Below are 20,772 nucleotides of genomic sequence, written 5' to 3'. Positions count from 1 at the left end.
CTTCTGGACGCGCGGGGACGCTGAAAGCCATGGAACCGGCTCGTGCCTGAGGCAAACCGGCTCCCGATGCTTGCCGCTGCCGTTGCAGCGCGCGGCTACATTTGCACTTCGACGGCGGTGACTTCGTTGGTCGTGTCGTCGACCGTGAGCTTCACCTTCGCGCCGGTCGTGACGCTGGCAAGGTCGACGCTTTCGCCGGCGGTGTAGACCGTGCCGTCATCAAGGGCGATCGTGCGGGTCGCCGGGTCCACCGTCTGCACCGTGCCCTCCACCTCGGCGGCATAGGCCGAAAGCGTGAGGAAGCCGACGGCGGCAACCGCTGCAAGGATCTTTCTCATGGGGAACTCCCTTTGACTGAGGTTCGCCGGCCCGGCCCTCCTGCAGGGCTTTGGGGGGAGCGTTGAGAACCAGGCCGGCAGGAAGGAAGGTAGAGCCGGCCGCCCGCCGTTCTCAAATCAAACAGGATGACGGGGGCAAACACGGTTCACGCCCCAGCAATGCCGCAATCGATGCACCACCGGCCGTTTCGCCGGGCGAACGGCACAGAAGCAGGAAACTGCGGCGCGTCGGGGCTGTGTCGCGAATGCGACCAGGGCACGGCATCGCCCCATTTCGGCGAAACACCGATCACGAACCGCGGCGGGAGAAGCCTGCCGGATAAGCGCCCGATCAATTCCGGTTAACGGGCGCCACAGACACGTGAGAATGGGCCGGCGCAAGGGGAAACGCCGGCCCGCGGGTGGCCGCCACGGATAGGGAAAGCGGGAGGAGAGCGGCCATCCGCCAACTGCCTCACACCTCCTTTCGTTTGCGGTTGCGGATTGCGAAGCTGCTCCAGTGGGTCAAACCACTAGAGACGGCAGCGGTGGCGATAACCGTCGAAACCGAGATAACTGTCGCTGTATTCGTCGTAGGAGCGATAGCGGGCGTAGCAACGGGCGACATGACGGTCCCAGGCATGGGCGCGGCCGTAGACCGGCGCCGGGCCGTAGTAGCGGTTGCGGGAATCGGCGATGAGCCCGCCGACGATGAACCCGCCGAGCCCGGCGATGGCGGCCGCCTCGCCCGGCGACAGGCTGCCGGCGCGGCTTTCGGTGGTGGCGCCGGAAAGCGCGGTGACGACGACGGTGGCCGCCAGCAGGCCGGCGCTGATGGTGCGATTCAAGATCATGTGATCCTCCTTGGCGATGAGGCCGGCCCTCTCGGCCGCCCGATGACCTTGGGTCGCGGTGAACCCGACAATGGTTCACGGGCGGCTGAGATTTTTTTCGCGGAAGGAGAAAACGCTGCCGGACGGGGCGCTTGCGCGCCGGCAACAAAGATTCGCCATAATAGACAAGGGAAATAAACGTGCTACCGTAAATGGGCGAGGTGACGGTGGACGGCGGCACAGGAGGTAACGCACGCCGGCCGGATCTCTCGCACGGCAGAGGAGGGCCGGAAGGATGGCCAAGTCTCGAGTACCACGTATCCGCGCCGGCATCTATGACGCCGAGGACATGGCCGCGATGGAAAGCGCCATCGAGGCCGTTTGCAGCGAACTCGGCATCGGGCGGAGCGACCGCAAGACGCGCGAACGCGTGGCAGGACATGTGATGCGCTCGTGGGCCGACGGACGCCGCATGCCCCTGAACCTGGTTCAGGCGGGGCTGGACGGCGGAACGCCGCTGAACGCGTAGGCACATGAACAGGCGGAGCCGTGACTCCGCTTGAAACTGCAGAAATCAAAGAGATCGAGCGGCACCGCGCCTGCCCCGAAGGGGCCGCCTACCGGTGCGCGAGCAAGAGTTGCCGTGCCACTTTCCAGAACGGTGCGACGGGGTTTTCTGCCGCTATAGCATTTATGTGGAAAAACAAGAAGATAGAGTGTCCTTTTTGTGCATCCAAAAGGACGCACGGCGCTCTACGGCGCCCGCCGCCCAAGCTGCAAGGCGAGCAACACGAAGATGAGCGCCAGCCCCCAGGGCAGCGCGGCAAGGGCAGCGAACTCGGCATCCATGAAATCGTCGAGACCGATCCGGCATCCCGACGATGGATTGTGGCCGCACATGGCGGAAGTGAGAGCCGCCCACAGGACGAGCGGTGCCAGGAAGGCGAGCGCGGCCAGCACGTAGAAAACAATCTTCATAGCAGCTCCGTTCGTCGGATTTGGTGGCACCCCCGTGGGCGCTGCGCAAGGACGCCCAATCTTCTTTTTCGCGTTTTGCGGGACGTCAGGCGACTTCATCTGAGCGCAAAAGCTAAAACGCACCGGCCTGGAAACCGGAATCGGCAGTTTTCGCGAAGCTCAGCGCCACACATTCTATGGCAATTCGACCACACCGCCTGATGAAAACAAATTGTTACCTCACAAAACATTGCGTTATGAAATAAAGACCGTATCTTCGGCACTGGGTTCGTCCGAGACGAAACGCCGGAGCCTCCAGAAATGCCGTTTCGACAACACCTCGCCGCTTTGGCGACGTGGCTCGCCATAGCCGCCGCAGCCTTGTTTGCCGCGCCCGCCGCGCTGGCACAGGACAGCTATGACATGACGGCGATCTTCGACCGGCAGTCGGCGCGCGCTGCGGCCAGTGAAACGCGCCAGCTCTCGATCCTCGAGGAGCGGTTGAACAACACGCGCGAGCTGCGCGGCGCCGGCGGCAACGCTGCCGCGAGCCTCGTCCGCCTGCGCATCAAGCGCGGCACGGGAACGGACGTGCATAGCAAGCTGCTCGACACGCGCAAGGTGATGGCGCCCGAAAAACTGCGCCGCACGCCGCGTCTCGCCGGCTGGATGGGCGGTGAAGCGGAACTGAGCGAGGCGCGCAGCAACGATCCGCGCGCTTCCGGCCTCAGCAGCAAGGGCCTCGCCCTCGGCGCCGATCTGCGGATAAGCCCGCGCCTGCTGATCGGCAACGCGGTGGGGCTTGCCTATGACCGCTCGCCGCTCTCGACCGACCTCACCTACGAGGCGCGCACCCTCACCACCACGCTCTACGGCACCATCTTCACGACGCCGCAGACCTATCTCGATTTCGCGCTGGGCGGCGCACGCAGCGATTTCTCGGGCCGTGCGATGACCGGCGAAAGGCCGCCGGCCGCGGCGGGCGACCGCGTTTTCGCCATGCTGCGGGCAAGCCGCGCCGTCGATGTCGGCGGGCGCGACGGTCAGACGCTGAAGCTGCGCGGCTACGGCCAGGGCACCGTGTCGCGCACACGGTTCGACGGCGCCACCGACGGCTGCGGCACCGAGGCCGCGAAGGTCTCGCTCGGCTTGCGCGGCGAAACGAAGCGGGCGACGCAGCGCGGGCACGTCCGCCCGCATGCCGGCGTCGAATGGAGCCTCACCCGCACGCAGACCGAACATCCCGGCGCCACACTCGACGACCGCCATCGCCTCGACCGGCAGGCACGTTTCGCGGCGACGGCGGGCTTCGACTGGAAGGTGAACCCGCATGCCACGGTGAAGGCCAACTACGGCCTTTCGGCCGGCGCCGCCTCCGGCTCCCCCGAGCAGACCCTGAAGGCCCGCTTCACGCTGCGTTTCTAGATCGCCACGCGTCCCTCTGGATGCTCGATCTCGTTGCTTCCCCGCATTCACGCCACGGTCACATGATGCCATGCGGCTTGGAGCGCCGGCATGCCGACCACGCGCCGCGTGGCGCCCCCCTGGCGGTCGACGAGCGGCAAAGATGGACGGATCGTCCTCGGCGTGCCAGACTTTTCCTGCCCCAGCGCGCTCCGAGAGGGTTTGCCGATGAGCGACCAGGCAGCCAAGCCACGTATCAGGACCAGGCCCAAGCTGGCGCGGCCGCGCCTCCATAAGGTGATCCTGCTCAACGACGACTACACGCCGCGCAGCTTTGTGGTGCAGGTGTTGAAGGCCGAGTTCCGCATCACCCAGGATCAGGCCTATCGCATCATGATCACCGCGCACCTGCGCGGCGTCTGCGTGGTCGCCGTCTACACGAGGGACATCGCAGAGACCAAGGCAAGACGGGCGACCGACATGGCAAAGCGCGAGGGCTATCCGCTGCGTTTCGAGACGGAGCCCGAAACGTGAACGGCGCGCATGGCGCGCACCGAGACCCGAAAGATTCAAAGCGAAAGGAGCACGCAAATGGCGAAGAACACGATCTGCCTCTGGTACGACAGGGATGCCGAGGAAGCCGCCCGCTTTTATGCCGAAGTCTTTCCGGACAGCACCGTGACCGCCGTGCACCGCGCACCCGGCGACTACCCGTCCGGCAAGGAGGGCGACGTCCTGACGGTTGAATTTACCGTCGCGGGCATTCCCTGCCTCGGCCTCAACGGGGGCCCGGAGTTCAAGCACAACGAAGCCTTCTCGTTCCAGATATCTACCGAGGACCAGGAGGAGACCGATCGCTACTGGAACGCCATCGTCGGCAATGGCGGCCAGGAGAGCGCGTGCGGCTGGTGCAAGGACAAATGGGGCGTGTCCTGGCAGATCACGCCGCGCGTGCTGATGGATGCGCTGGCCGCCGGCGGCGGGGAAGCAAAGCGTGCCTTCGATGCCATGATGACCATGGGCAAGATCGATGTCGCAGCGATCGAGGCGGCGCGGCGCGGCTGACGGACGTTCACCGACCGCCCTCTTGACTTATTCATATCTCGTCAGTTATAAATCAACTCATAGCCAACGAGTTATGAATCATGACGCCGCAATCGCATGACCTGCTTTTCAGGACGCTCGCCGACCCGACGCGGCGGGCCCTCTTCGAGCGGCTGTGCCGCGACGGGGAACTGACGGTCGGCATGCTGACGGCCGGCGCCGGAATCTCGCAGCCGGCGGTCTCGAAGCATCTCGGCGTGCTGAAGCGGGCCGGGCTGGTGCACGACCGGCACGAGGGCCGGCAGACGCACTACAGTGCCAAGCCGGCCGCCCTGACGCCGCTGATCGACTGGACGAACGAGATGGCCGGGTTTTGGGAAAACCGCTTCGACGATCTCGAAGATCTGCTCAACAGGATGGACCAATGACGAACACCACCACCACCGAAACGCTCTCTGTCGTCGTCGAGCGCCTGATCGCTCATCCGCCGGAAAAGATCTGGCGGGCGCTCACCCAATCGCACCTGATCGAGGAATGGCTGATGAAGAACGACTTCACACCCGAAACAGGCAGCCGGTTCAACTTCAGCGCCGACTGGGGCGGCGTCAAAGGCGAGGTGCGGACGGTCGAGCCGCACCGCGTGCTCTCCTATGCGTGGGACACCAAGGATCTGAAAAGCGTCGTCACCTGGACGCTCGAGCCAACGGAGACGGGGACCCGCCTGCGCATGGAGCAGACTGGCTTCCGGCCCGATCAGCAGCCCTATTACCAGGGCGCCAAGGCCGGCTGGCCGCGCTTCCTCACGGCGCTGGAGGAATTGCTGGAGCGCATGGATTGACGCATCGGCCAAGAACCGAACCGATGTTCGATGGCGCAGGCGCCGTCGAAGCGGAAGACGAAGGAGATACGCCATGAGCGATGCCGGGACCGGAAACGCGATGACCGCCTCGCAACTGATCGACGGAAGAATCGCAGAGTTAAGAGACTGGCGCGGCGAGACGCTCGCCCGTATCCGCGCCCTGGTCAAGGAAGCCGATCCCGACGTGGTCGAGGAATGGAAATGGCGAGGGGTGCCGGTGTGGTCGCATGACGGGATCATCTGCACCGGCGAGACCTACAAGCAGGTGGTCAAGACGACCTTTGCAAAGGGCGCCTCGCTGGAAGACCCGACCGGTCTCTTCAACTCCAGCCTCGAAGGCAACACCCGGCGCGCCATCGATTTCCGCGCCGGCGAGGAGATCGATGCGGAAGCGCTGAAGGCGCTCGTACGCGCCGCCGTCGCGCTGAACACATCCGCCGCTGCCGAGCGGGCGGCCCGCTCGCGCAGGAGGGCAAAATGAACGCGAGCCTCTGGATCAGGCAAATTCACCGCTGGACGGCGATCGTCTTCACGACGACCGTCATCGCCAACTTCGTCGCCATGAGCCAGGGTGAGCCTCCGGCTTGGGTGGTCTATTCGCCACTGCCGCCGCTCTTCCTGCTGCTCGCCACCGGCCTCTACATGTTCGTCCTGCCCTATGCGGTGAACTGGCGCGGCAGACAGCGCGCCAGCGGATAGGAGGAAAGACCATGGCCGATGGGAAATCCCCGACGCCGAAGCTGCTTTCGGGCGGCAACCCGCAGATTCCGAAGGGCGACGGCGAAGCGCCGGTAGCGGCCTATATCGCCGCCATGCCGGGCTGGAAGAGCGGCCTCGGGCGCCGCCTCGACGCGCTCATCGCCGCCGCCGTGCCCGGCGTGCAGAAAGCGGTCAGATGGAACTCACCCTTCTATGGCGTCGAGGGCAAGGGCTGGTTCCTCAGTTTTCACTGTTTCACGAAATACGTGAAGGTGACCTTCTTCGCCGGCGCGTCGCTGCGGCCCCCGCCGCCCGGCACGTCGAAGCACCCCGAGGTCCGTTATCTCGACATCCGCGAGGACGAGCCGTTCGACGAGGAGCAGTTCGCCTCGTGGGTCCGGCAGGCGGCCGCCCTGCCCGGCTGGACCCCGTAGAGCAGGATAGGGAAAACCGTGAAGCGGTTTTCCGCCCGCCTCCCGCATAAATTCGCCGGAAGCCTTCAGCCGCCGAGACCGGACTCCGAGGAGACGGGCTTGCGCCCCTCCCCGCGGAAAAGCACCTTGAAGAAGGTTCCGTCCGAAGCCGAGGCGATCAGCCGGGCAATGATCGCCGTGGCGAGGACGGCGAAGACCAGGCGGCCCGCGAGCACGCTGGTGAGATCGGCGCCCAGCGCAACGACGACCAGCGTGTCCTCGATGATGCCGTGGGCAAAGCCCATGAAGACGCAGGCCAGGAACACCTGGCGCGGCTCGATGCTTCCCGCGCGCGCCTCGCGGATGAGCAGCGCGCTGCCATAGGAAATGCCGAGAAACATGCCGACCGCGGTGAAGGGAACGGTCTGTGCGCGGATTCCCGCCAGGGCGAACAACGGTTCGAGGCCCCGGTTCAGCAAGGACAGGATGCCCGAGAGCCTGAACAGCTCGATCAACCAGCTCAGCCCCAGAAGAATGACGAACATGGTTGCCAGCGTCTCGAGCGTGCCGAGCACGAAGCCGCCCCACCCGACGCTCTCGCTCATCGGCACCCAGGACGGATCGAGCGGCCCGGACAGCCATCCGGTGGCGGCGAAGATCTGGTGCAGGATGACCGCGAAAAGCAGGCCGCCGCCGATGCGCAGCGCCGTGGTGACGACGAAGCTCGGACCCGCCTTCTGGATGATGCGTTGCTCGATCGGGATGGCGTGCGCGAACAGGAGCAAGGCGGAAAGGACCGTCATGTCCGCGCTGCTCATCGCGGCGACAGGGACCAGCGCGAAGACGGTGACGACCGCGCCCCACATTCCGACCAGCAACCCCGTCAGCCAGGTAAACGCCAGTTCCGGCGGCAGCCCGACAAGCTTCATCAGCGGGGCGAAGACCGGCGAGACCGCACGAATGACGCCGAAATCCTGAAGGAGTTGCGTCGCCACCGTGACCGGAACGATGATGCGCACCAGCTCCCAATAGATCCCGATCGTCTCGATCGTCTTCCTGTAGAGGGCCGCGCGCACCGTCATGTCGAGGTCTCCATAATGATCGCCGTTTGCGGAAACGGGGCCGGCCGGCCGCGCTGAAATCGCGCGTGTCAGGCCCCCCGGCGCGAATGCGCCGCTTCCGGGTCAGGGTGAACGATCTGCTTGTTTTTCCTGGTTGATGCGGTGGCCGGGCGTGCCACCCGGCTGCAAACCGCTATAGCGCGGGCCGGTTCGCATTTGTGGTCAAAATATGCGATTCCGTGCAATAAAATTGCATGCGCCAAAACGGAGGAACATGGTGGACCGGATCGACAGGAAGCTGCTCACCCTCCTGCAGGAGGACGCTTCGCGGACCAACGCCGCCCTGGCCGACGCGGTCGGGCTGTCTCCCTCGAGTTGCCTGCGCCGCGTGCGGCGACTGAGGGCGGCCGGCATCGTCGACCGCATCGTCGCATTGCTCAATCCCGCCAGGACCGGCAGGCCGTGAAGGCGGTCGTCACGGTGGAGCTGGAGCGGCACGGAGAGCAGCACATGCGCCGCTTTCTCGACCTCGTCGTCAAGGAGCCGGCGGTGATGCAGGCCTACAGCGTGAGCGGCGAGACCGACGCCGTGCTGATCCTGCGTCTCGCCGACATGGAGGAGTTCGACGCGCTGTGCGAGCGCCTGTTCCGCGACCATACCAATGTCGCCCGCTACTACACGATGTTCGTGATCCGCACGGCCAAGGAGACGACCGCCATCCCGCTGTAGCGCACCGGTCCCCGCTCCGCTCACGCCTTGCGGGCGTAGCGCAGCATCAGCAGCCCGTCATTGAAGGGAATGGCCTGAAGCAGCGCGAAGCTGCCTTCTGGGCCGTCGGGAAAGAGCCGCTTTCCGCGACCGAGGACGACGGGATAGAGCAGGAGGCTGAGCTCATCGATCAGGCCGGCGGAAAACAGCGCGTGGCAGACGCTGGCGCTGCCGAAGATGAGGATCGTCCCCGACAGCTGTTCCCTGAGGTCGGCCACCTCCTGCGCCAGGTCCCCCGCCAGCAGCCGGGTGTTGTTCCAGTCTGGCCGCGCGATGCTGCGCGAGGCCAGATATTTGGGCATGGCGTTGATGCGGTCGGCATAGGCCGAGGTCACGCTCGGCCAGACAGCGGCGAAGCCGTCATAAGTGCGGCGGCCGAGGATCAGCGCCGAGGCCTCAAACAGTTCACGCTCCTTGAACGCGTCGCCCTGCGGACCACGGCTGTAATCGCCCGTCCAGTCCCCGAGCCCCGTGTCCTCCATGCCGACCGGATCCTCGATGACCCCGTCCAGGCTGATATACTGCGTTGCGACAATCTTTGCAGGCATTGGCTGCGCTCCTGTCCTTGTTGCAATGCCGCGATTGTATTGTTTCGCGACTTGGCGGATAGTGGCCAAGTCTGGAAGTTATAATTTCAAGCTTTGCAACAATGTCGGACCGGATCGACGAACTCGACGTCTTCATCGCCGTGGTGGAAAGCGGCAGCCTGCGCGCAGCCGCCGCGCGCCTGCGGCGCTCGCCGGCCTCGGTGACGCGCGCCCTCGCACAACTGGAAGACCGGCTGTCCCGGCGTCTTGTCGACCGCACGACCCGGCGCCTTGCGGTGACGGAGGCCGGCCGGGCTGCCTATGAGGCGGCAATCGGAATGACGGCAGCCTGGCGCGCGCTTGCAGCCGCACCGCCGGCGGCGCCCCTGCGCGGCCTCGTGCGCCTGACGGCGCCGGTGCTGTTCGGCCGGCGCTACGTGGCGCCTGCACTCGACGCTTTTCTGCTGGAATGGCCGGCGGTCACCGCCGAGCTCCTGCTCGACGACCGCCACCTCGATTTCATCGAGCACGGGCTGGATGTCGCGATCCGTCTCGGTGCCCTGCCCGATTCCAGCCTGCGCGCCCAGCGCGTCGGCGGCGTCCGCTGGATTGTCGTGGCCAGCCCCGCCTATCTCGCCGAACGGGGAGTGCCGCAGAAGCCGCAAGACCTCGGCGGCCACGCGATCATCGCCGAATCCCCGCGCGCCGGGCGGCCGGCCTGGTCCTTTCCGGCGGGAGGGCGAAGCGAGACCCTGGCGGTCGAGCCACGCCTGTTGTCCAACGATATCGAGGTGCAGATCGAGGCGGCGCGAAACGGCCGTGGCATGGCGCGGGTGCTCAGCTACCAGGCGGCGGACGACCTGCGCTCGGGCGCCCTCGTGCGGGTGCTCCAGCGCTTCGAAGGGGACGACATTCCCGTTCATCTTGTCACCGTCGGCGGCCGCTACAGGAGCAACAAGACCCGGGCGATCGCAAATCATCTCGCCGATCACCTGCGCCGGGTGCTCGCCGCCCAGCCGGACCGGACGGTGAAAAAGTTGTGACTATCGGGCCTACGGTAAATAAAAACGCGTGTTACGCGAAAGTTTGAATTGCCACAGAAAATTCAGACCCCATCTTAGTTTCAGTAGCCATTATTGCCGACTGAACCCAACCACGGGTGTTGAAAGATGGAGATCTACACGCGGTTCGCCGAGGACTACAGGCACAGAAACCTGGACGAGCTGTCGATCCAGGACTACCTGCTGGGATGCAGGGACAACCCATTGATGCGCGCCACAGCGGCCGAGCGAATGATGGCCGCGATTGGAGAGCCGGAGGTCATCGACACCAGTCAGGACCAGCGCCTCGGCCGCATCTTCATGAACAGGACGATCAAGCGATACGCGCCCTTCAAGCGCCTCTACGGGATGGAGGCGACGATCGAGCGTATTGTCGGTTTCTTCCGGCACGCCAGCCAGGGCCTGGAGGAGCGTAAGCAGATCCTCTACCTTTTGGGCCCGGTGGGCGGCGGCAAGTCGACCATCGCCGAAACCCTCAAGCAGCTCATGGAGCAGGAGCCGATCTATGCGCTGAAGGCCGGCGACCAGATCAGCCCGATCTTCGAATCCCCGCTCGGCCTGTTCGACGCCGGACGCATGGGCGACCTGCTGGAGGACAAGTACAACATCCCCAGACGCCTGCTGACGGGCCTGATCTCGCCCTGGGCCGCGAAGCGCCTCGACGAATTCGACGGCGACATCTCCAAGTTCGCCATCGTCAAGCTCCACCCGTCGCGGCTGCACCAGATCGGCGTGACGAAGACCGAGCCCGGCGACGAGAACAACCAGGATGTCTCCTCGCTGGTCGGCAAGCTCGATATCCGCAAGCTCGAGCATTTCAGCCAGAACGATCCCGACGCCTACAGCTATTCCGGCGCGCTCAACCGCACGACCCAGGGGCTGATGGAATTCGTCGAGATGTTCAAGGCGCCGATCAAGGTGCTGCATCCGCTGCTGACGGCGACGCAGGAAGGCTCCTATATCGGCACGGAGAACATCGGCGCGTTCCCCTATCAGGGCCTCATACTGGCCCACTCGAACGAATCCGAGTGGTACCAGTTCAAGAACAACAAGAACAACGAGGCTTTTCTCGACCGCATCAGCGTCGTCAAGGTGCCCTACTGCCTGCGCTCCACCGAGGAAGCGGAGATCTACGAGAAGCTCCTCAGCGACAGTGCCCTCGCCGACGCGCCCTGCGCGCCCGAGACCCTGCCACTGCTGGCGCGCTTCAGCGTGCTCACAAGGCTCGCCGAGCACGAGAACTCGACGCTCTACTCCAAGCTCCGGGTCTATGACGGCGAGATGCTGAAGGATGCCGACCCGAAGGCGAAGTCGCTGCAGGAATATCGCGACACCGCCGGCGTCGACGAAGGCATGACCGGCATTTCGACGCGCTTCGCCTTCAAGGTCCTGTCGGAAACCTTCAACCACGACACGGAGGAGATCGCCGCCGATCCGGTGCATCTCATGTATGTGCTCGAACAGGCGGTCCGCCGCGAGCAGTTCGACGAGGAGACGGAGAGCCGCTATCTCGATTTCCTCAAGACCGAACTGGCGCCGCGTTACGCCGAGTTCATCGGCAACGAGATCCAGAAGGCGTATCTGGAATCCTATGCCGACTACGGCCAGAACCTGTTCGACCGCTACATCGCCTATGCGGATGCGTGGATCGAGGAGCAGGACTACAAGGACCCCGACACGGGACAGATCTTCGACCGCGAGGTGCTGGAGAAGGAGCTCGAGAAGATCGAGAAGCCGGCCGGCGTCGCCAATCCGAAGGACTTCCGCAACGAGGTGGTGAAGTTCGTCCTGCGGGCCCGCGCCGAGAACCATGGCCAGAACCCCGACTGGCGCCGCTACGAGAAGCTGCGGCAGGTCATCGAAAAGCGCATGTTCGGCCAGGTCGAGGAGCTTTTACCGGTGATCAGCTTCGGCGCCAAACGCGACAAGAAGACCGATGCCAAGCACAATGAGTTCGTCGAGCGCATGACGGGGCACGGCTACACCAAGCGTCAGGTGCGTCGGCTGGTCGAGTGGTACATGCGTGTGAACAAGGCGGGGTGATCCCCCTTCGGAGGCAGAACGCAGGATGGCTCATTTCGTCGACCGCCGCCTAAACCCGAAGGACAAGAGCCTGAGCAACCGACGCCGCTTCCTCAAGCGGGTGCGCGTGCAGGTGAAGAGGGCGGTCGACGAGGCCGTGCGCAAGCGCGGCATCGCCGATGTCGATCGTGGCGAAAGCGTTTCCGTTCCCAGTGACGGCGTTACCGAGCCGAGCTTCCAGCCGGCGCGCGAAGGAGGCCGGCGCGAACAGATCTTCACTGGCAACAAGACGTTCCGGGCCGGCGACAAGATCGACAAGCCGCCGAGTGGCGGCGTCGGCGGCGCCGGGCGCCAGGGCTCCCCGGATGGAGAGGGTGAGGACGAATTCCTGTTCGCGCTGTCGCGCGAGGAATTCCTCGACTTCTTCTTCGAGGATCTGGAACTGCCGGACCTGGTCAAGCAGAGCCTCAAGGAGATCACCCGCACCCACCCGCACAGGGCCGGATATTCCATCACCGGATCGCCCGCCAACATCAACGTGGCCCGGACGATGCGCAACGCGTTCGGCAGGCGGATCGGGCTGCGGCGCCCTAAGGACAAGGAGGCGCGGGAACTGCTGAACCGGATCTTCCTGCTGGAGCTGGTCTCCTCCCCGACGAAGGAGCAGCGGGAAGAACTGATCGCCCTTAGGGCCGAGCGCGACGAGATGATGCGGCGGCGAAGGGTGATCGCCTATATCGACCCGCTGGACGTCCGCTACAGCTATTTCGAGCAGCAGCCGGAACCGAACGCCAACGCGGTGATGTTCTGCCTCATGGATGTGTCGGCCTCGATGGGCGAGCGCGAGAAGGACCTGGCCAAGCGCTTCTTCGTGCTCCTGCACCTGTTTCTCAACCGCCGCTACGAAAAGACGGACATCGTCTTCGTCCGCCACACCCACGACGCGAGCGAGGTGGACGAGGAGACCTTCTTCTACTCGCGCCAGACGGGCGGCACCGTGGTCAGCACGGCGCTCGTCAAGATGAAGCAGATCATCGACGAGCGCTATCCGCCCTCGGAATGGAACATCTATGCGGCCCAGGCCTCCGACGGCGAGAATTTCGGCGGCGATTCGGCGAAATGCGCGACGATCCTGTCGCAGGAGCTGATGCGGATCTGCCAGTACTTCGCCTATATCGAGATCGTCGAGGAGGAGGAAGCCCGGCTGATCAACAGCGAGGCGAGCGGCATGGAGCTCTGGGAGGCCTATCGACAGGTGGCCGACATCTGGCCCAACTTCGCCCGCAAGCGCGTCTCCAAGGCCTCTGACATCTACCCGGTCTTCCGCGAACTCTTCGCGCGCAGCCATGCTGGAGAAAAAAATGGCTGAGCATTCCCGGCGCTCCAGATCCGCCCTGCTGTTCGATGAGGCCGACTGGAACTTCGACACGCTGCGGCGGACCTACGACGCGATCGAAGAGGTGGCGCGGAAGGATCTCGGGCTGGACGTCTATCCGAACCAGATCGAGATCATCTCGTCAGAACAGATGCTCGATGCCTATTCCTCGATCGGCATGCCGCTGATGTACCACCACTGGTCGTTCGGCAAGCATTTCCTCACCCACGAGCGGCTCTACCGCAAGGGAGCGCGCGGGCTGGCCTACGAGATCGTCATCAACTCCGATCCGTGCATCAGCTACTGCCTCGAGGAAAACACCATGCCGCTGCAGGCTCTGGTGATGGCCCATGCCGCGTTCGGGCACAACCATTTCTTCAAGTCCAACCACCTGTTCAAGCAGTGGACAGATGCCGAGGGCATCCTCGACTATCTCGACTATGCGCGCCGCTACATCGCGCGCTGCGAGGAGCAGCACGGCGTCGACGAGGTCGAGACGGTGCTCGATGCCGCCCATGCGCTGATGCCTTCGGGCGTGTTCCGGCATCGCCGCCCCCGGCAGCCCTCCCTGCGCGAGGCGGAAGAGCAGCGCCAGCGGCGGCGTGCGGCGGCCGAGCAGAACATCTACTATCTGTGGAACACCATCCCGAACCGCCCGGGCGATGAGCGGGAGCGGGATGCGGCGCTGCTCGAACGCAAGCGCGAGATGAGGCTGCCGGAGGAGAACCTGCTCTACTTCCTGGAGCATTACAGCCCCGTCCTGGAGTCCTGGCAGCGCGAGATCCTCCGCATCGTCCGCAATGTCGGCCAGTATTTCTATCCTCAGAAGCAGACCAAGGTCATGAACGAAGGCTGCGCCTGTTTCGTCCACTACCACATCCTCAACACGCTGCACGCCGAGGGGCGGCTGACCGACGGGGCGATGCTGGAAATCCTGCACAGCCACACCAACGTGCTGACCCAGCCGGATTTCGACGATCCCCGCTTCCAGGGCATCAACCCTTATGCGCTGGGCTTTGCGATGATGCAGGACATTCGCCGCATCTGCGACGAGCCCACCGACGAGGATCGCGAATGGTTCCCCGACATTGCCGGCAAGGGCGACTGGCGCGACGTGCTCAAGCATGCCTGGGCGAACTACCGCGACGAAAGCTTCATCCAGCAGTTCCTCAGCCCGGCGGTGATGCGCCGGTTCCGCATGTTCGCCCTGTCCGATGTCGCCAACGAAACGCAGTACACGGTGACCGGCATCCATGATGCGCGCGGCTACCGGCACCTGCGGGACATCCTTGCCCGCAACCACGACGTCGCCACGCTCGAGCCCGACATACAGGTCGTCGACGCCGACCTTCTGGGGGACCGCTGCCTGCACATGCGGGCGATGCGGCGCGACGGCGTGCCGCTCGACGCCACAAGTCGGGAGGCGACGCTGAAGCATGTCGAGCGGCTCTGGGGATACAAGGTCGAGCTCGAGGAAACGGACCCCGCGTAATGAAGCCGGCGGGAGGGTTGGGGCACTGTGCTGTCCGAAAACCGGCTCCGGCTTTGCAGCAACATGAGGACACACAGGGAGGGACTGGATGTTCTATGCCATACTGGCCTACCATGCGGAGGGCGTGGTCGAATCCTGGACCGAGGAAGAGGATGCGGCGCTGATGGCCGAACTCCTCGAGGTCAACAACCGCCTGATCCGCGACAACCGCCTCGGCCCCGCCGCGCGTCTCGGCCCGACCGACGCCGCCGTGACCCTGCGGGGAAACGGCGACGGCATGATCGTGGACGGGCCTTTTGCCGAGACGAAGGAACAGTTGCTCGGCTTCTACATCGTGAACGGCCCGACATTGGAGGATGCGGTGGCGGCGGCGCGCGAGCTGCGCCGCGTCAATCCGACCGCCGTCTATGAAATCCGGCCGATCCAACTCTATCGCGCGGGCGCGCCGCTATAGCAATCTGCAGCAGGTGGACTCACCCGACATCCGCATGAATGCGGAAACCAAAAGGCTGCGCGCCCGGAAGAGCTGATGCCCACCGGTGACGGTTGACGGTTTCCGGCCCGTCCCAAGAGCGGCCGGAACCGCTCAGATCTCCAGGAACGGCACGAAGCCGCCGAAGATCATGCGCTTGCCGTCGAAGACCTCTTTCCATCCGTCGCCCTTGAGGCGCGGGTCGGCCATGACCTTCTTGTTAATCTCGTCACGGCTGGCGCGATCCTTGTAGACGATCCACGAGAAGATGACGGTCTCCTCGTCGGTCGCCTGGACGGCGCGGGGGAAGGACGTCAGCTCGCCATAGGGCACGTCGTCGGCGATCGCCTCCACACAGGAAAGCGCGCCATACTCCTTCCACACCGCGTCGGCGGTGCGGGCCATCTCCTTGTAGGCCTCGAGATTGGCTTTCGGAACGGCGAGGATGAAACCATCGACATAGGACATGGGAAAACTCCTTGGGTTGCACGATGACTGCCAAAGGACGAAGCCGGGCCATGCGTTCCGACAGACATCGGATTTTTTTCGGCCCTGAGCTTCGAGCTGGTGACGCGGGTGGAGGTGGCGCCAAAGGTCAAGGCCCCTTCTCTCCGCTGGCAGCAGGGCAATCGCATATGGATTTGCCCTGCACCTGCCTGCGGGAAAGGTGAGGCTGAGGGACCGCCTCAGCCAAAACCGGAAATGTGCTAGCGCCCCGGACGGCCGGTCTTTCCGGACCGGCGTTTGCGCTGGCGCTCCTCGGCCGGGTCCTCATAGGAGCCGAGGCCGATCTTGCCGCGCCTGACCGGCTTGGCCTCGTCCTCCGGCTTGGCCGGCGGCGTGCGGCCGATCGGCTTTTCGGTGCGTCCGACGGTCATCTCGTCGAGCGTGTTCTTGCGGAACAGGCTGCGGCCCGACGGCACGGCATGCGCGCCGGCGGTGCCCATCTCGTCCAGATCGGGCTTATGGAAGAGGGATTGAGCCGTCTGCCCACCAGATGCACCCGCGCGTGGTTGTTGCCGGGGGGCCCCACCCCGCGCTTTGTCGCGGCGGCGTGCTTTGGTGTTTTCGATCCCCGCGTCACGGGCGAGTGGATCGTCCATCACGGCAAGCTCGGTCTCGCGCAGGCGCTTGATCTCGTCGCGCAGGCGGGCCGCCTCCTCGAAGTCGAGATCGGCGGCGGCATCGCGCATCGCCTTTTCCAGATGTTCCAGATGGGCGGCGAGATTGTTGCCGACGAGGTTGTTCAGGTCCTCGCCCCTCGCCCCCGCGCCGCCGATATCGGCGCGCACATGATCGCGCTCGTAGACCGAATCCAGGATGTCGGCGATGTTCTTCTTGATGGAGGCCGGCGTGATGCCGTGCTCGGTATTGTAGGCCATCTGCTTTTCGCGGCGGCGGCTGGTCTCCTGCATGGCGCGATCCATGGAGCCGGTGATCTGATCGGCATAGAGCAGCACCCGGCCGTCGACGTTTCGCGCCGCGCGGCCGATGGTCTGGATCAGCGAGGTCTCGGAGCGCAGGAAGCCCTCCTTGTCGGCGTCGAGAATGGCGACGAGCCCGCATTCGGGAATGTCGAGACCCTCGCGCAGCAGGTTGATGCCGATCAGCACGTCGAAGGCGCCGAGACGCAGGTCACGGATGATCTCGATGCGCTCCAGCGTGTCGATGTCGGAATGCATGTAGCGCACACGCACGCCCTGCTCGTGCAGATATTCGGTCAGATCCTCCGCCATGCGCTTGGTGAGCACGGTGACGAGCGTTCGGTAGCCGGCTTTGGCGGTGGCGCGGATTTCGCCGAGCACATCGTCGACCTGGGTCTTGGCCGGCCGCACCTCGACCGGCGGATCGATCAGCCCGGTCGGGCGGATGACCTGCTCGGCGAAGACGCCGCCCGCCTGCTCCATCTCCCAGCCGCCGGGAGTGGCCGAGACGGCGATCGTGGCCGGCCGCATGGCGTCCCACTCCTCGAAGCGCAGCGGGCGATTGTCCATGCAGGAGGGAAGCCGGAAGCCGTATTCGGCAAGCGTCGCCTTGCGCCGGAAGTCGCCGCGATACATGGCGCCGATCTGCGGGATGGTGACGTGGCTCTCGTCGACGAAGATGAGGGCATTGTCGGGAATGTATTCGAACAGCGTCGGCGGCGGCTCGCCGGGCGCCCGCCCGGTCAGATAGCGCGAATAGTTCTCGATGCCGGCGCAGGAACCCGTTGCCTCCAGCATCTCCAGGTCGAAACGCGTGCGCTGCTCGAGGCGCTGCGCCTCCAGCAGGCGGCCGGCCCGCTCCAGCTCGGCGAGGCGTTGCTTGAGTTCCGCATTGATGCCCTTGATCGCCTGGTTGAGCGTCGGGCGCGGCGTCACATAGTGCGAATTGGCGTAGATCTTGACCGATTTCAGATCATCCGTCTTCTGCCCGGTCAGCGGGTCGAATTCGGTGATCGCCTCGATCTCGTCGCCGAACAGCGAGATGCGCCAGGCGCGGTCCTCCAGGTGGGCGGGGAAGATCTCGATCGTGTCGCCGCGCACGCGGAAGGAGCCGCGCACGAAATTGATGTCCTGCCGCTTGTACTGCTGGGCGACGAGGTCGGCGAGGAGCTGGCGCTGGTCGAGCCGGTCGCCGACCTGCATCTGGAAGGTCATCGCCGTGTAGGTTTCGACCGAGCCGATACCGTAGATGCAGGAGACCGAGGCGACGATGATGACGTCGTCGCGCTCCAGCAGCGAACGCGTCGCCGAGTGGCGCATGCGGTCGATCTGCTCGTTGATGGAGCTTTCCTTCTCGATATAGGTGTCCGAGCGCGGGACGTAGGCCTCCGGCTGGTAATAATCGTAGTAGGAGACGAAATACTCGACGGCGTTGTTCGGGAAGAAGGAGCGGAACTCGCCATAGAGCTGGGCGGCCAGCGTCTTGTTGGGCGCCAGGACGAGCGCCGGACGCTGCGTCTCCTCGATCACCTTGGCCATGGTGAAGGTCTTGCCCGATCCGGTGACGCCGAGGAGCACCTGGGTGCGCTCGTTCTCGTTGGCGCCGGCGACGAGATCGGCGATCGCCGTCGGCTGGTCGCCGGAAGGCTTGAACTCGGTCGCCATATCGAGGGCGATGCCGCCTTCCGACTTTTCCGGGCGCGGCGGACGATGCGGGGTCCATGCGGATTTCAGGTTCGGATCGCCGCCCTCGATCAGCCTCGACAGCGCAGCGACGGTTGCGGTGACCCCCGACGAGGTGAGCCCTTCGGCCTCCTCCAGCGTGACGTCGAGGCCGGCGACCGGCATCAGGCCCGCGGCGGCGCGCTCGCGGGCCGACGCCGCCCCGCCCATGGAGGTGCCGCGTGCGGTCTTCGACGCGGACGAGGAGCGTCCGGGGATCTTGCTCGGCTTCTTCGCCTTCGGCGCCTTCCCGGCTTCGCGCTCGATCTCCTCGGCCCAGTCGGCGACGGAGCCGGAGAGCGGCGCGCCCGAAAGCTCCGGCTGGGGGGCTTCGGCGAAGCCGCCATTCTTGTGATCGGGTGTTTTGGCCATGGGCCGAATATGGAATGCCGCGGGGCAAATGGGAAGGGGTGGAGACCGATGAATCCCCGGCCGGACGGACGGCGGCACGCTGCTCCTGACAGAAGGTTGTCAGGAGGATCGACGAACGTCAAATCTCAGCAGTGTCCTCGAAGAATCGGTCCAGATAGGAGGCGGTTTCGTCGGAGAGGCCGACGATCTTGTTCGTCGCCTGACGATAGAATTTGAAGTTCAGCTCGGTCTCGGGCCGGCCGTCGTCCCAGGCGCTGAAGCGCTTGAGCTCGCCGCGGCCCAATGGCCGTTGCGCAAGCGCGGTGCGTCTGACCGAAAGGTCCACCCGCGGCGTCTGCCGGGCGATGCCGGGCTGCCTGGCGAGCGCCTGCGCAGCGGTGACGACACCGCGCGCGAAAAGGCCCTGTCCGCCCTCGTTCTCGCTGGCGAACAGGAAAATCGTGTCACCCGCGGCGATCTGCTTGCCGCCATACATGGTCTTTTGCCGGGTGAACGTGAACGATGCGGCCGCCAGGTCAGGGATTTCGGTCTTGATCGCGAAACTCATATCCGTCCTTCCGCACCGTCTGTCGCTGCGCCCCACCTCATGTGGGACGATGGACCGCCCTCACCGTTCCGCTGTCGCCGCCACCGCAGAAGAAGCGGTCGCCACCGTCCGACTCGAGCCCGGACACGCCCATGTTCGGCGGCATATCGAGCTGTTCCAGAACGTCTCCCGTCTCCGGATCGATGTGCCTCAGGCTGCTCTCGCCGCCCTCCCAGGTGCCGTGCCAGAGGTCGCCATCCACCCAGGTCACGCCGGTCACGAAACGGTTCGACTCGATGGTGCGCAGCACCTTGCCCGTCTCGGGATCGAGCTGCAGGATCTTGCGGTCGCGATACTGGCCGATCCACAGCGCGCCCTCGGCCCAGGCAAGGCCCGAACTGCCGCCATCGGGCGCCGGAATGGAGGCGATCACCTGACCGCTCTGCGGGTCGATCTTCTGGATGCTGTCCTCGGCGATCTGGAACAGATGCTGCCCGTCGAAGGCGGTGCCCGCATTGGCGGAAACGTCGATCGAGCGCACGGTCTTGCGGCTTGCCGGATCGAGGGCATTGAGCTTGTCGCCCGATGCGAACCAGACGTGACGGCCGTCATAGGTGATGCCGTGCACCGCATCGATGCCGGGGAACGGGCCATACTCGCCGATGATTTCTGCTGGTGCTCGTTTCATCTCTCTTGTCCTCGCTGAGTTCTTTCGATGGACAAAGCCTACACACCCGGGACGGGAGCCGGGAGTAACAAGGTTGTCGGGAATCCGGGCACCGGCGGAGTGACCCAGCGGCGCGCCCGCGCGCGACCGAAGGACTCGACCTTTCCCGCTGCCGCCAGCGCGTCGAGCGCCCGCTGGACGCTGCGCTGGCTGGTTCCGAGCGCCAGGGCGAGCGCCGAGCTCGACCACGCCTCGCCGTCGGCGAGCAGGGCGAGCACCGTCGCATGCCGGTCGTCGACCGCGGGTGCCAGCACGACCACCCGCTGCGCCGCATGCGGAACCAGCGCGAAGCCGCCCTCCGTCGCGGTGATGCCGGCCAGCGGTTCCAACGCTCCGCGCAACCTCCCGATCTCGACGCGCAGGCGCGCGCGATGCGATTCGTCGACATGCCTGGCGCGAAATGCACGGGCGAGGAGCGCGCTGCGCGACGCGTCGCCCGGCCAGGCCTCTGCCAGGGCCTGCGCCAGCGCGAAGAGCACCGGTCGCCGCGCCAGCGGCACCACGGCACCGGCCTTCCGCACGAGGTTGCGGCAGCCGTCGACGACGAATGCCCCGGAAGACAGCAGCGCCTCGACCTCGTCGAGAAGAAGCAGGCGCTCCGTGCCGCCGCCGATCAGCCGCGCCGCCGGCGCGGTGAGCGCCAGGCCGGCATTGTCGACCTCCGCCACCAGCGCCGGGATGCCTGCCGCGCGCGCCG

Annotated in this window: 23 protein-coding genes and 2 pseudogenes; 15 read left to right on the top strand and 10 right to left on the bottom strand. The window is 65.3% G+C overall.

Annotation, left to right across the window (positions count from 1 at the left end; all coding sequences use genetic code 11):
* Positions 1 to 95 precede the first annotated feature (95 nt).
* Positions 96 to 338: a DUF1344 domain-containing protein gene (locus NUU27_RS20305; protein ID WP_257764032.1), complete on the bottom strand. Its 243-nt coding sequence runs from the start codon at positions 336 to 338 to the stop codon at positions 96 to 98.
* 512 nt (positions 339 to 850) lie between these two features.
* Entirely contained in the window at positions 851 to 1,171 is a 321-nt protein-coding gene (locus NUU27_RS20300) for a BA14K family protein (protein ID WP_257764031.1), read from the bottom strand.
* A gap of 274 nt (positions 1,172 to 1,445) precedes the next feature.
* Between NUU27_RS20300 and NUU27_RS20295 the strand changes: the two genes are divergently transcribed.
* Entirely contained in the window at positions 1,446 to 1,679 is a 234-nt protein-coding gene (locus tag NUU27_RS20295; protein ID WP_257764030.1) for a hypothetical protein, read from the top strand.
* A 224-nt stretch (positions 1,680 to 1,903) separates the two neighbouring features.
* On the opposite strand, the gene NUU27_RS20290 is transcribed toward NUU27_RS20295, so the two are convergent.
* Positions 1,904 to 2,128, bottom strand: a complete 225-nt coding sequence (locus NUU27_RS20290) for a hypothetical protein (RefSeq protein WP_257764029.1) — start codon at positions 2,126 to 2,128, stop codon at positions 1,904 to 1,906.
* A 300-nt stretch (positions 2,129 to 2,428) separates the two neighbouring features.
* On the opposite strand from NUU27_RS20290, the gene NUU27_RS20285 reads away from it, so the two are divergent.
* The 8 genes from NUU27_RS20285 to NUU27_RS20250 all read left to right on the top strand — a co-directional run bounded on the left by NUU27_RS20285 (position 2,429) and on the right by NUU27_RS20250 (position 6,547).
* Positions 2,429 to 3,532, top strand: coding sequence for an autotransporter outer membrane beta-barrel domain-containing protein (locus NUU27_RS20285; protein ID WP_257764028.1), 1,104 nt, complete (start codon positions 2,429 to 2,431; stop codon positions 3,530 to 3,532).
* A 207-nt stretch (positions 3,533 to 3,739) separates the two neighbouring features.
* Positions 3,740 to 4,045, top strand: coding sequence for an ATP-dependent Clp protease adapter ClpS (gene clpS, locus NUU27_RS20280; protein WP_257764027.1), 306 nt, complete (start codon positions 3,740 to 3,742; stop codon positions 4,043 to 4,045).
* Positions 4,046 to 4,102: 57 nt separating this feature from the next.
* On the top strand, positions 4,103 to 4,576 hold the full coding sequence (locus NUU27_RS20275) for a VOC family protein (RefSeq protein ID WP_257764026.1): 474 nt from the start codon (positions 4,103 to 4,105) through the stop codon (positions 4,574 to 4,576).
* Between the two features lie 80 nt (positions 4,577 to 4,656).
* Positions 4,657 to 4,983 carry a helix-turn-helix transcriptional regulator gene (locus NUU27_RS20270; protein WP_257764025.1) on the top strand — a complete coding sequence of 109 codons (327 nt, stop codon included), beginning with the start codon at positions 4,657 to 4,659 and terminating at the stop codon, positions 4,981 to 4,983.
* Positions 4,980 to 5,393 (top strand): SRPBCC domain-containing protein, encoded by a 414-nt coding sequence (locus NUU27_RS20265; RefSeq protein ID WP_257764024.1) that lies wholly within the window; start codon positions 4,980 to 4,982, stop codon positions 5,391 to 5,393. Before NUU27_RS20270 ends, NUU27_RS20265 begins: the two co-directional genes overlap by 4 nt.
* 73 nt (positions 5,394 to 5,466) lie before the next feature.
* Entirely contained in the window at positions 5,467 to 5,895 is a 429-nt protein-coding gene (locus tag NUU27_RS20260; protein WP_257764023.1) for a DUF1801 domain-containing protein, read from the top strand.
* Entirely contained in the window at positions 5,892 to 6,113 is a 222-nt protein-coding gene (locus NUU27_RS20255) for a hypothetical protein (RefSeq protein ID WP_257764021.1), read from the top strand. The genes NUU27_RS20260 and NUU27_RS20255 overlap by 4 nt, the downstream gene beginning before the upstream one ends.
* An 11-nt stretch (positions 6,114 to 6,124) precedes the next feature.
* Positions 6,125 to 6,547, top strand: a complete 423-nt coding sequence (locus NUU27_RS20250; RefSeq protein ID WP_257764020.1) for a DUF1801 domain-containing protein — start codon at positions 6,125 to 6,127, stop codon at positions 6,545 to 6,547.
* 65 nt (positions 6,548 to 6,612) lie between these two features.
* Here the strand turns inward: NUU27_RS20250 and NUU27_RS20245 are convergent, their stop codons facing one another.
* Entirely contained in the window at positions 6,613 to 7,608 is a 996-nt protein-coding gene (locus tag NUU27_RS20245) for a nucleoside recognition domain-containing protein (protein ID WP_257764019.1), read from the bottom strand.
* Positions 7,609 to 7,864: 256 nt separating this feature from the next.
* On the opposite strand from NUU27_RS20245, the pseudogene NUU27_RS20240 reads away from it, so the two are divergent.
* A pseudogene (locus NUU27_RS20240) lies at positions 7,865 to 8,316 on the top strand (Lrp/AsnC family transcriptional regulator).
* A 20-nt stretch (positions 8,317 to 8,336) separates the two neighbouring features.
* Here NUU27_RS20240 and NUU27_RS20235 read toward each other — a convergent pair.
* On the bottom strand, positions 8,337 to 8,903 hold the full coding sequence (locus NUU27_RS20235; protein WP_257764018.1) for a dihydrofolate reductase family protein: 567 nt from the start codon (positions 8,901 to 8,903) through the stop codon (positions 8,337 to 8,339).
* A 101-nt stretch (positions 8,904 to 9,004) separates the two neighbouring features.
* Between NUU27_RS20235 and NUU27_RS20230 the strand changes: the two genes are divergently transcribed.
* The 5 genes from NUU27_RS20230 to NUU27_RS20210 all read left to right on the top strand — a co-directional run bounded on the left by NUU27_RS20230 (position 9,005) and on the right by NUU27_RS20210 (position 15,286).
* Positions 9,005 to 9,925 (top strand): LysR family transcriptional regulator, encoded by a 921-nt coding sequence (locus NUU27_RS20230; protein ID WP_257764017.1) that lies wholly within the window; start codon positions 9,005 to 9,007, stop codon positions 9,923 to 9,925.
* A 126-nt stretch (positions 9,926 to 10,051) separates the two neighbouring features.
* Positions 10,052 to 11,986 (top strand): PrkA family serine protein kinase, encoded by a 1,935-nt coding sequence (locus tag NUU27_RS20225; RefSeq protein ID WP_257764016.1) that lies wholly within the window; start codon positions 10,052 to 10,054, stop codon positions 11,984 to 11,986.
* A 25-nt stretch (positions 11,987 to 12,011) separates the two neighbouring features.
* A complete protein-coding gene (locus tag NUU27_RS20220) occupies positions 12,012 to 13,334 on the top strand; it encodes a YeaH/YhbH family protein (RefSeq protein WP_257764015.1) in 1,323 nt (440 codons plus the stop codon).
* Complete coding sequence (locus NUU27_RS20215) at positions 13,327 to 14,832, top strand: SpoVR family protein (protein ID WP_257764014.1); 1,506 nt, start codon at positions 13,327 to 13,329, stop codon at positions 14,830 to 14,832. The genes NUU27_RS20220 and NUU27_RS20215 overlap by 8 nt, the downstream gene beginning before the upstream one ends.
* Before the next feature lie 88 nt (positions 14,833 to 14,920).
* On the top strand, positions 14,921 to 15,286 hold the full coding sequence (locus NUU27_RS20210; protein WP_257764012.1) for a YciI family protein: 366 nt from the start codon (positions 14,921 to 14,923) through the stop codon (positions 15,284 to 15,286).
* Positions 15,287 to 15,418: 132 nt separating this feature from the next.
* Here NUU27_RS20210 and NUU27_RS20205 read toward each other — a convergent pair whose 3' ends face one another.
* The 5 genes and pseudogenes from NUU27_RS20205 to NUU27_RS20185 form a co-directional block, all read right to left on the bottom strand.
* A complete protein-coding gene (locus NUU27_RS20205; RefSeq protein WP_257764011.1) occupies positions 15,419 to 15,772 on the bottom strand; it encodes a DUF1428 domain-containing protein in 354 nt (117 codons plus the stop codon).
* 239 nt (positions 15,773 to 16,011) lie between these two features.
* A complete protein-coding gene (uvrB, locus tag NUU27_RS20200; RefSeq protein WP_257764010.1) occupies positions 16,012 to 18,822 on the bottom strand; it encodes an excinuclease ABC subunit UvrB in 2,811 nt (936 codons plus the stop codon).
* A gap of 118 nt (positions 18,823 to 18,940) precedes the next feature.
* Entirely contained in the window at positions 18,941 to 19,369 is a 429-nt protein-coding gene (locus NUU27_RS20195; RefSeq protein WP_257764009.1) for a hypothetical protein, read from the bottom strand.
* 37 nt (positions 19,370 to 19,406) lie between these two features.
* On the bottom strand, positions 19,407 to 20,036 hold the full coding sequence (locus tag NUU27_RS20190; protein WP_257764008.1) for a glutaminyl-peptide cyclotransferase: 630 nt from the start codon (positions 20,034 to 20,036) through the stop codon (positions 19,407 to 19,409).
* A gap of 38 nt (positions 20,037 to 20,074) precedes the next feature.
* Positions 20,075 to 20,772, bottom strand: a pseudogene (locus tag NUU27_RS20185) (helix-turn-helix domain-containing protein); the annotation flags it as partial.

The organism is Nitratireductor sp. ZSWI3 (assembly GCF_024655565.1).
Classification (GTDB): domain Bacteria; phylum Pseudomonadota; class Alphaproteobacteria; order Rhizobiales; family Rhizobiaceae; genus Nitratireductor.
This window is presented reverse-complemented; position numbering and strand designations above follow the sequence as displayed.